This window comes from Planctellipticum variicoloris (assembly GCF_030622045.1).
In the GTDB taxonomy this organism is placed as follows: Bacteria; Planctomycetota; Planctomycetia; order Planctomycetales; family Planctomycetaceae; genus Planctellipticum; species Planctellipticum variicoloris.
Genome location: NZ_CP130886.1, coordinates 1,802,460 through 1,816,564, shown reverse-complemented (window position 1 = coordinate 1,816,564; position 14,105 = coordinate 1,802,460). Strand labels below are relative to the sequence as shown.

Annotated in this window: 8 protein-coding genes; 5 read left to right on the top strand and 3 right to left on the bottom strand. The window is 64.7% G+C overall.

Annotated features, from left to right (window positions below):
* Window positions 1-93: 93 nt before the first annotated feature.
* On the bottom strand, window positions 94-1,248 hold the full coding sequence (locus tag SH412_RS07140; protein WP_336522823.1) for a XylR family transcriptional regulator: 1,155 nt from the start codon (window positions 1,246-1,248) through the stop codon (window positions 94-96).
* Window positions 1,249-1,387: 139 nt separating this feature from the next.
* Here SH412_RS07140 and SH412_RS07135 point away from each other — a divergent pair, with 139 nt between their 5' ends.
* The 3 genes from SH412_RS07135 to SH412_RS07125 all read left to right on the top strand — a co-directional run bounded on the left by SH412_RS07135 (window position 1,388) and on the right by SH412_RS07125 (window position 7,751).
* Window positions 1,388-4,459: a PSD1 and planctomycete cytochrome C domain-containing protein gene (locus SH412_RS07135; RefSeq protein WP_336522822.1), complete on the top strand. Its 3,072-nt coding sequence runs from the start codon at window positions 1,388-1,390 to the stop codon at window positions 4,457-4,459.
* A 187-nt stretch (window positions 4,460-4,646) separates the two neighbouring features.
* The gene (locus tag SH412_RS07130; protein WP_336522821.1) at window positions 4,647-6,158 is read left to right on the top strand and encodes a DUF1501 domain-containing protein; all 1,512 of its coding nucleotides are present in this window, start codon (window positions 4,647-4,649) and stop codon (window positions 6,156-6,158) included.
* Between the two features lie 207 nt (window positions 6,159-6,365).
* Entirely contained in the window at window positions 6,366-7,751 is a 1,386-nt protein-coding gene (locus SH412_RS07125; RefSeq protein WP_336522820.1) for a tRNA modification GTPase, read from the top strand.
* Between the two features lie 259 nt (window positions 7,752-8,010).
* On the opposite strand, the gene SH412_RS07120 is transcribed toward SH412_RS07125, so the two are convergent.
* On the bottom strand, window positions 8,011-9,633 hold the full coding sequence (locus SH412_RS07120) for a CTP synthase (RefSeq protein WP_336522819.1): 1,623 nt from the start codon (window positions 9,631-9,633) through the stop codon (window positions 8,011-8,013).
* A 102-nt stretch (window positions 9,634-9,735) separates the two neighbouring features.
* Window positions 9,736-10,485 carry a 3-deoxy-manno-octulosonate cytidylyltransferase gene (gene kdsB, locus SH412_RS07115; protein WP_336522818.1) on the bottom strand — a complete coding sequence of 250 codons (750 nt, stop codon included), beginning with the start codon at window positions 10,483-10,485 and terminating at the stop codon, window positions 9,736-9,738.
* Window positions 10,486-10,965: 480 nt separating this feature from the next.
* On the opposite strand from kdsB, the gene SH412_RS07110 reads away from it, so the two are divergent.
* Together SH412_RS07110 and SH412_RS07105 are read left to right on the top strand one after the other, a co-directional pair.
* Complete coding sequence (locus SH412_RS07110; RefSeq protein WP_336522817.1) at window positions 10,966-13,320, top strand: PAS domain S-box protein; 2,355 nt, start codon at window positions 10,966-10,968, stop codon at window positions 13,318-13,320.
* Window positions 13,320-13,997, top strand: coding sequence for a response regulator transcription factor (locus SH412_RS07105; protein ID WP_336522816.1), 678 nt, complete (start codon window positions 13,320-13,322; stop codon window positions 13,995-13,997). Before SH412_RS07110 ends, SH412_RS07105 begins: the two co-directional genes overlap by 1 nt.
* Window positions 13,998-14,105 lie beyond the last annotated feature (108 nt).

Sequence of the window (14,105 nt, the reverse complement as noted above, 5' to 3'; positions counted from 1 at the left end):
CGCTCCAGCCGCCGGCCACCCGAGGCGCAGACCTGCAAATCGGCGCACGCGTTCGCCAGGCCACAATCCGGCTGGCTGGTGGCCTGCCCTGCGTCAGCGCAATCCGCGGCGGAACGCCCCCGGCCGTTCGCCGGTCTGGCGGTGAAAGGCATCGTTGAAATACTTCTCCGACCGAAAGCCGGTCAGCCGGGCGATGTCCCGCAACGACAGCGACCGGTCGGCCAGCAATTCCCGTGCACGCAGAATCTGCAGCCGCAGAATCTCCGCCTTCGGCGTCCGGCCCAGATACTTTTTGAAGGACCGCTCCAGCATGCTGCGGGAGATCGGCAGGTGCTGCAGAATCTCCTCGACCAGCATCCCCTCGCAGGCGTGGGCTCGGACATAGCGAATCGCTTCGGCGATATCGGGCTCGTCGATCGCCAGCGCATCCGACGACCGCCGCGGAATCAGACCCCGCGGCGGAATGACCAGGCGTTCCTGCGGCGGAGGATCCCCCTGCATCCAGCGATCCAGCCGCAACGCCGCTTCGTACCCGACGCGATTTCCGTCCGGGTCGATGCTGCTCAACGGCGGATCGGCCATCTGGCACAGGACCGGATCGTTGTCGACGCCGACCACCGCCACGTCTTCGGGGACGCGGAGCTGCAGCTTCCGGCAGAGCTCCAGCAGCTCGAAGGCCCGATCGTCGAAACACGCCAGAATGCCGACCGGCTTCGGCAGTTCCGCCAGCCACGCCGCCAGTTGAGCATGGTCCTGCTCCCGATCGGTCGTGCGCGGCCGCGGCTCAAAGATCCGGCAGGGACGACCGTGCGACTCCGCGACGGCCAGGAACGCTTCGCCCCGTTCGGCGCTGAACAGCTTCAGCGCCGACGGCACGCCGCAGAACGCGAACTCCTTCAGCCCCTGATCGGCGAGGTGCTCGTACGCCAGCCGCCCGATGGCCGTGTTGTCGACAATGATCAGCGGCAGGCCGTCCACCGACAGGTTGCCGCGCAGGTCGATGACCGGCACCCCGAGCGCCATGACCGCCTTCGCCATCGCGGGATGATCGACCCGGACGAGAATCCCGTCGCCGCGCCATTTCCTCAGCCAGCGGGGCGGCCCCTCTTCCAGCCCCCGCGGCTCGAAGTCGATCGTCCACTGCGCCTGCTGCCGCGCATAGCGTCCGATCCCCTCGATCAGCGCGCGACCGTAGGCTCGCGACGATTCGATCAGCACGGCGACCCGTCGTTTGGCGTCAGCAGGCACGAAGTCCCATCTCCGTCGACGCGGAAGTTTCGGGAATCTCTCCCGAAAAACAGGATACCGTCTCCGAGCGCTCTCCGGGTAGACTAATCGTCGTCCGGGAGGTCTGTCAGCACTTTTCTGTTCGGAGTCGACGGCGTTCATGAAAGTTCCGGCCCTGCTCTGTCGTCGACTTCCGCTTCTTCTCCTTCTCGTCGCCGGACTGCCGCCCGCGTTCGCCGCGGAACCGGCGAACGCCATCGACTACCTGCGCGACGTCAAACCGATCCTTGCCCGCTACTGCTTCGCCTGCCACGGTCCCGACGAGCACGCCCGCGAGGCGAATCTGCGGCTGGACCGGCGCGACGGCCTCCTGGCGCGCATCGACGACCGATCGATCGTCGCTCCCGGACATCCCGAATCCAGCGAGCTGGTCCGCCGGATTCTCAGCACCGCCGATGACGTCCGCATGCCGCCGGCATCGGCCGATAAGTCGCTGTCGCCGGAGCAGCAGCGGGTTCTGGAGCGCTGGGTGGCTGAAGGCGCGAAGTGGCAGGAGCACTGGTCGTTCGTCGCTCCGGTCAAAGCCGTCCCTCCTGTCGTTCGACAGGCGGAGTGGCCCGCCGGGGAAATCGATCGCTTCGTCCTGGCCCGCCTGGAAGCCGAAGGACTTTCCCCCTCGCCCGCTGCCGAAAGACACCTGCTGGCGCGGCGGGTGGCGCTCGACCTGACGGGTCTGCCGCCGTCGCTCGAACGGGTCCGGGCGTTTGTGTCCGACGAGTCCCCGGACGCCTACGAGCGGCTGGTTGACGAATTGCTGGAGTCCCCGGCCTACGGCGAGCGCTGGGCGCGCGTCTGGCTGGATCTGGCCCGCTACGCCGATACCAAGGGCTACGAAAAGGACCGTACGCGGACGATCTGGCGCTACCGGGACTGGGTCATCGAAGCCTTCAATGCCGACATGCCTTACGACCAGTTCACCCGCGAGCAGATCGCCGGCGACCTGCTCCCCGATGCAATGCTGGAGCAGCGGCTGGCGACGGCGTTTCATCGCAACACGCTCTGCAACGACGAAGGGGGAACCGACAACGAAGAGTTCCGGGTCGCCGCGGTGAAGGACCGGCTGGATACGACCTTTCAGGTCTGGATGGGGCTGACGATCGGCTGCGCCAAGTGTCACAGCCACAAGTACGACCCGATCGCCCAGCGCGAGTATTACCAGGCCTACGCTTTTCTCAATCAGACGGAAGACAACGACGAATACGACGACCGTCCCCTCTTGCCGACGCCGACGGTCGAACAACAGCAGAAACAGTCCGAATTGAAAGTCCGAATTGCCGAGCTGACGCGGCAATTTCAGTCTCCGACTGAGGAATTGAAAGCCGCTGCAGCGGCGTGGGAAGAGGAAGTCCGGCGGCGCGCGGGCTGGTCGACCCTCGACTTCATCGAGACACAGGCGGCCAGCGGCGTGAAGCTGGTCCGGCAGGACGATGGCTCGCTGCTGGCGGCGGGCGAGGGACCCGCCACGGAATCGTATACGCTCACCGCGGAGCCGCAGCCGCAGGAACTGACGGCCCTCCGCCTCGAAGTCCGGCCCCATCCTGCGCTGCCTCGCGGCGGCGTCGGCCGCTCCCGAAACGACGGCAACTTCGTGCTGTCCGGTCTGTCGGCCACGCTCCATCACGCGGATGGAACCGCCTCGGAGCTGAAATTCGCCGGCGCCGAGGCGGACTTTGCACAGCAGAATTACCCGGTGGAGCACGTGCTGAAGAATCCCGATCCGAAGAAGCACGGATGGGCGGTCTCGCCGCAGCAGACGCAGGCGCATCGAGCGGTCTTTCGACTGGAGTCGAGAGTCCCCGTCCCGGCCGGCAGTCGACTCGTCATCCGGCTCGACCACAAGTTCGAATTCAGCTATCCCGGTTTCAGCATCGGCCGCTTCCGACTCGGGACGACGTCAGACCCCGCTCCGGGGCTGAACGACGATGTCCCGGAAACGATTCGCACGATCGTCCGTCTCCCCGTCGGCGAGCGTTCGGCGGGGCAGGTCCGGGAGCTGCTCAGCTACTACGCCGGGATTTCGCCAATCACCGCCGACCAGCGGAAGCAGATTGCCGACGCCAAACAGCAACTGGAGGCGATTCCCGTCCCGCAGACGCCGGTCATGAAAGAACTGCCGGAGGACCGACGCCGCACGACGCACCTCCACAACCGCGGCAATTTCCTCGACCCCGGCGACGTCGTCCAGGCCGCCGTTCCCGGCGCATTTCATCCCTGGCCCGCGGAAGCGCCGCTCAACCGGCTCGGTCTGGCGCAATGGCTCACGGACCGGCAGAACCCGTTGACTGCCCGCGTCGCCGTCAACCGCGTCTGGGCGCAACTTTTCGGGACCGGGCTGGTGGAGACTCAGGAAGACTTCGGTTCACAGGGGCTCCCCCCTTCGCATCCGGAGCTGCTCGACTGGTTGGCAGTCGATTTCATGGACCGCGGCTGGTCGTTCAAGAAGCTCTGCAAGACGATTGTGATGTCGAGAACGTATCAGCAGTCGTCGACAGTCTCGGCGGAGCTTCGCGAGCGGGACCGCTTCAACCACCTGCTGGCCCGCGGCCCGCGGTTCCGGCTGGAGGCTGAAATGATCCGCGATACGACGCTGGCGGCGACGGGCCTGCTAAGCTCCAAACGCCTCGGCCCCTCGGTCATGCCTTACCAGCCCGAGGGCATCTGGAAATCGACCTACAGCACCGACAAGTGGGAAACCAGCCCCGGCGAAGACCGCCACCGCCGCGGGCTTTACACCTTTATCAAGCGGACGTCTCCCTATCCCGCGATGACCACGTTCGACGCCCCCAGCCGCGAGCTCTGCACGGTGCGACGGATCAGCACGAATACGCCGCTGCAGGCGCTGGTGACGCTGAACGATCAGGTCTACATCGAAGCGGCGCAGCACCTGGCGCGCCGGATGATCGCCGAGGGGGGCGAGACTCTCGAAACCCGCGTCGCGTTCGCCCTGGAGCGGACGCTGCTCCGCCCGGCTCAGCCCCGCGAGATGCGGGTGCTGGCGGAGCTGTACCAGAAACGGCTGCAGCACTATCGAACCGCTCCGGAGGAAGCCGGAAAGTTCGCCACCGATCCGCTCGGCCCAGCTCCGGCGGGTGCGGACGTCGCCGAACTGGCCGCCCTGACGGCGGTCTGCAACGTGATTCTGAATCTCGACGAGTTTCTGACGCGAAGTTAGTTCGGTTCCTGTTTCAGGGAATGGCGTTTCACGTTCGATAACGGGTGGCCGGGGCTGGACCGAAGGGAAGCCCCGGTCTTGATGCCAGAGGCCGAAAGACCGGGGCATCGCGAAGACGCTCCTGCCCCGGCCACTCGCATGCGACTAAGTCCTCAAGCAACCTCATCCATTTCGGATCACTGCCGCCATGCTGCCGCTGTCTCACGAAATTGCGCGTGCCGCCACCCGCCGGCATTTCTTCCAGAACTGCGGCGTCGGTCTCGGCGCGATGGCCCTGGGGTCGCTGCTGGCCGGCGAGAGGCCGGCGGCTGCGGCAGACGATGCGAATCCGCTGCGGCCGCGACAGCCGCCGCTGCCGGCGCGGGCCAAGCATGTGATCTACCTGCACATGGCCGGCAGCCCGAGTCAGCTCGATCTGTTCGACCACAAGCCCGCCCTGAAGAAGTACGACGGCCAGCCCTGCCCGAAGGAATACCTGGAGGGCAAACGCTTCGCCTTCATCCGCGGCGTGCCGAACATGCTGGCTTCGCCCTTCTCGTTTCAGAAGCACGGGCAGGCGGGGATCGAGCTAAGCGAGTTGTGGAAGCATCTGCCGGAAGTCATCGACGACGTCGCCGTGGTGAAGTCACTCAATACCGAGCAGTTCAATCACGCTCCGGCTCAGCTCCTGCTTCATACGGGGACGTCGCTGCTGGGAGGCGCCTCGATGGGCGCCTGGTCGACGTACGGACTCGGTTCCGAGAACGAGAACCTCCCCGGTTTCGTGGTCCTGACCAGCGGCGGCAAGACTCCCGACGCCGGGAAGAGCGTCTGGGGGAGCGGCTTTCTGCCGTCGGTTTACCAGGGGGTCCAGTGTCGCTCGCCGGGCGATCCCGTGCTATTTCTTTCGAACCCGGCGGGGCTCGATCGAGCTGGCCGGCGGGAAACGCTCGACGCCCTGGCCCAATTGAATCAGTTTCAGGCGGAGTCTTTCGGCGACGCCGAAACCGTCACCCGGATCGCGCAATACGAGCTGGCATTTCGCATGCAGATGGCGGTCCCGGAGGTGATGGATATCTCGCGCGAACCGCAGCATATTCTCGATTTGTATGGCGCGGTGCCGGGCTTTGTTCCGGAGTCGGATGCGGCGGCCGATCCGCGCGTCGCCTACAAGGGGGGCGATGCCGCCTTCGCGAACAATTGCCTGCTGGCTCGTCGACTCGTCGAAGCGGGCGTCCGCTTTGTGCAGCTCTACGACTGGGGCTGGGACCACCACGGCGTCAGCCCCGGCGAAGACATCACCAATACGCTGCCGATCAAGATTCAGCAGATCGACCGCGCGCTGACGGGATTGATCAAGGATCTCAAGCAGCGCGGGCTGCTCGATGAAACCCTCATCGTCTGGGGGGGCGAATTCGGCCGGACGCCGATGGCACAGAACTCCCCCAAACAACCGTTCGTCGGCCGGGACCATCACCCGTATGCCTTCACCATGTTGATGGCGGGGGGAGGAGTCCGTGGCGGACAGACTTATGGTCAGACGGACGACATCGGCTACTACATCACCGAGAACCCGATGACCGTCCGCGACCTGCAGGCGGTCATCCTCGGCCAGCTCGGCCTCGACCCCTGGAAGCTGACGTACCCCTGGCAGGGCCTCGACCAGCGATTGATCGGGGTTGAAGGAATCGCCAAGGCTCCGCCGGAGCTGGTCGGGTAAGGCCGCAGGGTGGGCTGTGCCCACCGATTCCATGATCTTCGCAAGGGAATGGTGGGCACAGCCCGCCCTACAAGTGACGCCACCTTCGACATTTGACATTTCGAGCGAATCGCCGGAGGAAGAATGGCCGGGCGGGCCCGGCCATTCTTTGCCTGGGCACTTTCCGATTCCTTGACGGCCGCGACGCGATTCCCGACCCTACGCCGCATGGACCTCCACCTCGACGATACGATCGCTGCTCTCGCCTCCGCTCCGGGAGGCGCGGCCCGCGGTATTCTCCGCATCAGCGGGGCTGGGACCGCCGCCGCGTTGCGGATGCTCAGCCCCGATTTTGCCGCCTCCCCGCTCGCCAGCGCCCGGCGGGCGGAGAGCGCGCCGCTCGACATTCATGCCCCGTCGATTCGTACGCCGATCCCCGGACGCGTTTACTGGTGGCCCACGAAACGGAGCTACACCGGCGAGCCGCTGGCGGAGCTGCATCTGCCGGGCTCGACGCCCCTCCTTGAAGCGGTTCTCGGGGATCTGCTGCAGAGCTCGACCGGCGTCCGCGGCGCCCGCCCGGGCGAATTCACGCTCCGCGCATTCCTGGCGGGACGCATGGATCTCCTACAGGCCGAGGCGGTCCTCGGCGTGATCGACGCCCACGATCACCGCGAGCTCCAGACCGCCCTCTCCCAGCTCGGCGGAGGACTCTCAGGCCAGCTCGGAAAACTCCGGCACGATCTCATCGAGCTGCTCGCCGATCTCGAAGCCGGCCTGGATTTCATTGAAGAGGACATTGAATTCGTCAGCCGGGCCGAACTGACCGCCCGCGTGGCGGTCGCCCGCCATGTCGTCGAGTCCCTGTGCGAACAGGCGGCCGACCGCCTGCAATCCCGCTGGCGACCGCGGATCGTCCTCGCCGGACTCCCTAACGCCGGCAAGAGCACGCTCTTCAATCACCTCTGCGGGACGGACGCCGCGATCGTCTCGGCGGTGGAGGGGACGACGCGCGACTTCCTCATCCGCCCGGTGTCGTGGCAGGGGCTCGACTTCGACCTGATCGATACCGCCGGCTGGGAAGCGACGCTTGAAGGGATCGCCGCAGCGGCGCAATGGCAGCGGGCCGACCAGACCAATCGGGCCGACCTGCTCCTCTGGTGCACGGCCGCCGACCTCGACAACGACCAGCGCGACGCCGAAGAACAGCTCTGGCTGGCTCTGGCGGATGGGTCGATCCCGGCGATTCGCCTCCTCACCAAGGCCGATCTGGCAAAGTCCCCGCCCGGAGTTCCCGAGGCGCTTCCGGTCAGCATCCACAACGAAGCCGGGCTTGCCGAGCTCGCGGCGAAGATGACGCAGAAGCTGACTTCCTCAGCCGCCCGCGGCCCGCAGTGGCTCGGGATGACCGCCGCCCGCTGTCGCGAAACGCTCTCCGCTACCGCCGCCGCCCTCGCGCGCGCCGAGGATGTCGCGAGCCAGCCGACCGCCGGCGACGAACTGCTCGCCGTCGAGCTCCGCGACGCTCTCGACGGACTCGGCCAGATCCTCGGCGTCGTCTACTCCGACGATCTGCTGGGCCGCATCTTCAGCAAATTCTGCATCGGCAAATAGCCGCCGGCGAAGCTGGCTTGCGCTTCGAATCAGGAAGAAGTTTTACCGCGGAGGCGCGGAGGACGCGGAGACCGAGAAGATCCGGAAAGTGAAAAGTGAGTAGTGATGAATGAGTCGTGCAAAATGAAGGAGTCGCCACCCGGCAGCGGATCACGTTCTCCGTCACTTTACACTCATCACTACTCAATACTCACTTTTCACTCTCCTGATTTCTTCTCCGCGACCTCCGCGGCAAATCCTCCTCTTCCGGAGCATTTCCTCACGTCGCGTTCGAAGCCCGCTCCTGATGCCGGGCCAGCGCCGCACCGATGAAGCCGTGGAACAGCGGGTGGGCCTGCATCGGCTTCGACTTGAACTCGGGATGGAACTGCACGGCGACGAACCACGGGTGAGCCGGGATCTCGACGACTTCCACAAGCTTCCCGTCCGGGCTTTTACCGCTTTGAGCTAGCCCGGCATTGGTGAACTGGTCGCGGTAATCGGGATTGAATTCGTAGCGGTGCCGGTGCCGCTCGGAGACTTCGGGCACGCCGTAGCAGCGGGCCGCGAGCGACCCTTCGGCGAGCACGCAGGGCTGGGCGCCCAGCCGCATCGTCCCCCCCTTGGTGGTCACCGACTTTTGCTCTTCCAGCAGGCAGATCACCGGGTTGCCGGTATCGGCCGCGAACTCCGTGCTGTTGGCGTCCGGCAGCCCGAGCAGGTTGCGGGCGACTTCGATGACGGCGATCTGCATCCCCAGACAGATCCCGAAGTACGGAATCTTCTGGGTCCGGGCGAACTGGCAGGCCCGGATCTTCCCTTCGACGCCGCGCATGCCGAAACCGCCCGGCACCAGAATGCCGTCCACTCCTGCCAGCGCCGTCGCCGGGTCCTGGCGTTCGAGATCTTCCGCTTCGATCCGCTTCACGACCACTCGCGTGGAGTGAGCGATTCCGGCGTGATCGAGCGCCTCGTAGATCGACTTGTAGGCGTCGCGATGTTCGATGTACTTGCCGACGACCGCGACGGTGACTTCGTGCTGCGGATTCTTGATCCGATGCACCAGGTCTTCCCAGTCATCCATGTTCCCCGGACGCGTCTGCAGCCCGAGCCGGTCGACGATGAGCTGATCGAGCCCATGTTCCACCAGTCCGACCGGAACCTCGTAAATCGAGAATTCCTTGTCCATCTCTTCGATGACCGCCTTCTTTTCGACGTTGCAGAACAGCGCGATCTTCTCGGCGTTCTCCCGACCCAGCGGCCGTTCCGTCCGCACAATCAGCACGTCGGGCTGGATGCCGATCTCGCGGAGCTGCTGCACGCTGTGCTGCGTCGGCTTGGTCTTCAGCTCGCGGGCCGCCTTGAGGTAGGGCACCAGCGTCAGATGGACGAACAGACAATTTTCCCGGCCGATATCGAGCGGGATCTGACGAATCGCTTCCAGGAACGGCAGGCCCTCAATGTCGCCGACCGTCCCCCCCAGCTCGGTGATCACCACGTCCACGTCGGGACCGGCGAGCTTCCGCACCGAAGCCTTGATCTCGTCGGTAATGTGGGGCACGACCTGTACAGTCCCCCCCAGATATTTCCCCTGCCGCTCCTTTTCGATGACCTTCAGATAAATTCGGCCCGAGGTGTAGTTGGAATCGCGCGACAGCGGGCTGTTGGTGAAACGCTCGTAGTGGCCGAGGTCCAGGTCCGTCTCGGCCCCGTCGTCGAGCACGTAAACCTCGCCGTGCTGATACGGGCTCATCGTCCCGGGGTCGACGTTGATGTACGGGTCGAGCTTCTGCATCCGAACCCGCAGGCCGCGGCGTTCCAGAATCGCGCCGATCGAGGCCGACGTGAGACCCTTGCCCAGAGAACTCACCACCCCGCCCGTCACGAAAATATGCTTCGTCATGCTCGAACCAGTCCCCCGCTGCCCGTCCGTCGAACGTCGTCCGGCGGCCGGCAGTACATCCGACCACGACTCCCGTTCGCAAACGCACCCTCCGCGCAGACTTCAGACGGATCGGGTGCGTGCGACGAAGCGAGCATAATCGTCCGGCGTATCGATGCCAACCGACCGGTGTTCGACGACCGCCACCTGAATCCGGATGCCTGCCTCCAGAGCCCGCAACTGCTCCAGCTTTTCCCACTGCTCCAGCGGGGAAGAGCGAATTTGCGGCCAGATACTCAGAAACTCGGACCGGTAGGCATAAATTCCCACGTGGAGCAGCCAAGGGGACGCGGCGGCCAGCACTTCCTCCTCGTCACGATCCCGGACGTGCGGGATCGGCGACCGACTGAAGTAAAGCGCCTGACCCAGGTGCCCACAGACGACTTTCACGCAGGACGGCGCGTGCAGTTGTTCGAGCGAGCGAATCGGCGTCGCCAGAGTCGCCATCGGCGCGGCTGAACACGCCTTGAGCGCCCGAACCACCTCATCAATATTGGCGGGGTCCAGCTCCGGCTCGTCCCCCTGGACGTTCACAATCAGCCCGGCGTCCTGACCGCAGCGTGAAATCACTTCGCAGATCCGGTCGGTCCCGCTGGGATGCTCGCCCGTCAGCTCACATCGAGCTCCAAAACCGCGGGCGACCGCGGCGATTTCCTCGCTGTCGGTCGCGATCAGTACGTCGGTCAGTTCGCTCGACTTTCGGGCCGCCTCCCACACATATTGCAGCAGCGGCTTCCCGGTCTCCGTCAGCAGGAGCTTGCGCGGCAGTCGCGTCGACTGCAGCCGGGCGGGAATCACTCCGTAAACGCGCATCGTTCGTCCATCCTGTGGTAAAGACATCGGCCGGGTCCGCACGGATCTCGCGGGCAGAATCGCGGCTTCGCGATGTCACGTCAACTGACTGGAATCCGCCAGCCACGGACCGGCCCTCCCGCGCAAGACAGCGGCAGTAGCGGGGTTTATACGTACACACATGATTGACAACCATGAGAGAACTGGCTTACTCTCGACAACTCCAGAGCGAGATTCGATCTGGAGCAGTTCATTTCGCGGCGATTCAGCCAATCCCGGGCTCAGACCCGTTGTCTTGATTTCCCTTCCCCTGTGCTTTGCCAAAGCTTGGACTTCGGGTTGAGCGAATAGCGAGCAGGGAATAGCGAATAGCCAGAAAAGGCGAATCTAGAGCGACTACCTCCGGCTATTCCCGACTCGCTATTCCCTATTCGCTCTCCAGGAGCACCCGCAAACGTGGCCGTGACAAAACACTAGGGAGATTCCCGGAGCCAGCAGCCTTTGAGCGACGACTCGAATTCCCATGTGTCTCTCGAAGCCGGTACCGCCGGCCTGCTGCAGGCCGTCGCTCGCGGTGCGCCCATTATTTTGTGGTCCGTCGATGCCGAGGGCATCTTCACATTCGCTGAGGGGCGAGCGCTCGACGGGCTCGGACTGAAACCGGGACAGGGTGTTGGCACTTCGATCTTCGAAATGTTTCCCGATCGCCCGGACATTCATGGCCGGATTCGCGCCGCCCTGGCTGGGGAAACCCAGCACACCACCACGCAGATCGGGGAGAACTTCTACGAAACGTGGGAGTTCCCCGGTCGTGATCCTTCGGGAATGATCACCGGCGTACTCGGGGTCTCGACCGACGTCACGGAGCGGGTCCGCGCGGAGCAGGAGCGGGGGCGCTCCCAGGAGTTGTTCCGGACCGTTTTTCTCACGGGCGCCGTCGGCATCCTGATCGTCGAAGAAAGCAACGGATGCGTGATCGACGCCAATCCGGAATGTCTGCGGATTTTCGAACGCCCCCGCGAAGACGTCATCGGACGAACCACGGTCGAACTGGGGCTCTGGCCTGACCCCGAACGCCGGCTGTACTGGAACCGGACGCTGCTCGACCGTGGAAGCACCTACTCCCGCCTGCATCGCATTACGACGGGGAGCGGACGCCAGCGGATCATCCGCTACTGGGGCCGACTGGTGCCGCAGCAGGAGCGGGAATGCATCGTCGCGCTGATGTACGACGCCACCTCGGAATTCCGTCTGAAACGCCGACTGCGCCGCAGCCGCCAGCTCTACCGCACGTTGACCCGCTCCTCCCCGGTTGGCATTTTTAACGCAACGGCCGGTCGCGGCTGGAACTACGTCAACGGTCGCCTGTGCGCGCTCGCCGGCGCCGATTCCGATGCGTTGAAGGGCGAGGGATGGCTCGATCGCGTCTCCGCCGTCGACCGCATTCGCGTTCAAAATCTCTGGCAGAGCTCTCTTCGCACGCACGAACCCTTCCGGGACGAGTTTCGCTTTGTCAAACCCGACGGGGAAGTCGTCTGGGTCTATGCCGAGGCGGAGCCGCAGGACGGGCGGGCCGAAGGACATGTCGTCTGGGTGGGAACCGCCACCGACATTACCCGGCGGATGATCGCCGAACAGCAACTGCGCGAAGCCAACGAAAGCCTCGAACAGCGGATTGCCGAACGCACCCAGGAACTGGTCGAAGCCAATGCGGCCCTGCGGACGGAAGCGGTTCAGCGTCAGGAGACCCTCCGCGCTCTGGAAGAATCCGAGGCCCGCTGGCGTTCTCTGGTGATGCACGCTCCCGATTTTATTCTGCAGGTCGACCGGGAAGGTACGATCGCGTTTGCCAACCGGATGTCCCCAGCCACGACCGCCGAAACCGTCGTCGGAATGTCGATGTTTGACTTCCTGACCCCCGAAGTCGCCGACGAGGTGCGAACGATTCTCGCAGACGTCTTCTCCCACGGAAACGCCCATCACACCACGCTGCCGGTCAATGGCAACCACGGCGTCACGGGCTGGTACTCGACAATGTATTCCCCGGTCCTCGACGGCGACCGCGTCGACAGCGCTCTCGTCTCTTCGCGCGACGTCACCGCCGAGAAGCAGGCCGAAGCCGAACTTTCGCAGGTCCGCTCGCAAGTCGCCCATGCGGCCCGCGTCAGTGCGGCGGGCGAAATGACCGCCGCCATCGCCCACGAATTGAATCAGCCCCTCCTGGCGATCGCCAACTACGCCGCCGGATGCATCAATCGTCTCTCCGGAGAGAACCTGCCCCGCGAGCAACTGTTAGGGCGCCTCGAAGAAATCCGGGCCGCCGCAGTCCGCGGCGGCGAAATCATTCGCCGTTTGCGGGGGTTTGTCGAACGCCGCGACGACGAGTCGAAAGTCTGCGACCTGACTCTGTTGATCCAGGATGCGATTCGGCTGATCCAGCCTCAGGCCAGCCATCGCGCCGTCCGCTGCCGGACGATCATCGAGGCGCCGTTGCCCCCCGTCCGCGTCGACCCGATTCAACTCGTTCAAGTCATCGTCAATCTGGTTCTCAACAGCATCGAAGCCATGGACGAGACCCCGGCCGATCGGCGCGTCGTGCGCGTCTCCGCCGGCAGCGATCGAGATCGCGTCTGGTGTTCCGTTTGCGATTCGGGACGCGGCATTCCGGCAGAGCTTGGCGAGCAGATCTTCGAACCGTTTGTGTCGACGAAAGTTTCGGGGATGGGGATCGGGCTGTCGATCAGCCGTACAATCATCCGAAGTCAGGGCGGCGAACTTTCCGTGCAGTCCAACGGCGCCGAACCGGGCGTCACGTTCACATTCTTTCTTCCGCTGAGCAATGAGGAGCACAACTGATGGACGCGGAATACGAACCCCGGCCGGCGACGGTCTTCGTCGTCGACGACGACACGTCCGTGCGCGACTCTCTGCGCTGGCTCGTCGAATCGGTGGGGCTGAAGGCGGAAACATTCAGCGACGCTCACGATCTTCTGCACAAGTGCAGTCCCGAGCGGCCGGGCTGTTTCGTGCTGGATGTCCGCATGCCCGGCATGAGCGGGCTGGAGCTCCAGGAGCAGCTCGCGTCCCGCGACTTCCGTCAGCCCGTCATCATCATGACAGCCTACGGCGACGTCCCGATGGCGGTCCGGGCCATGAAACGGGGCGCCGTCTACTTCTTCGAAAAGAATTCCAGCAATCAGATCCTGCTCGAACAGATTCAGGCCGCACTGAAAGAAGACGACGACCGTCGACGCGTCGAAGACGCCGGCCGCGTCGTCCGCGAGCGGTACCAGAAGCTCACCGCGCGGGAGATCGAAGTGCTGGATCTGGTAACGGCGGGACTTTCCAGCAAGGAAATCGGAGTGAAACTGGGGGTCAGCTTCAAGACCGTCGAGGCCCACCGCGCCAAGATCATGAAGAAGATGGAGGCTGACAGCGTCCCCCATCTGATCCGCATGTACGTCGCCGCCACCGGAGCCGCCCCGCTGGCGCCGATCGCTGCCAGTCGAAACGGCGAAGCAACCCACGCCTGACCGGCAGGCCCGTCCTTTCTGCCCGCCGACAGAATCTATGCCACGGCTGTGTCGGCTGTGCGATCGCTCCGATTCCCTGTGAAATACATCACGGCCGACGCGGCCGTG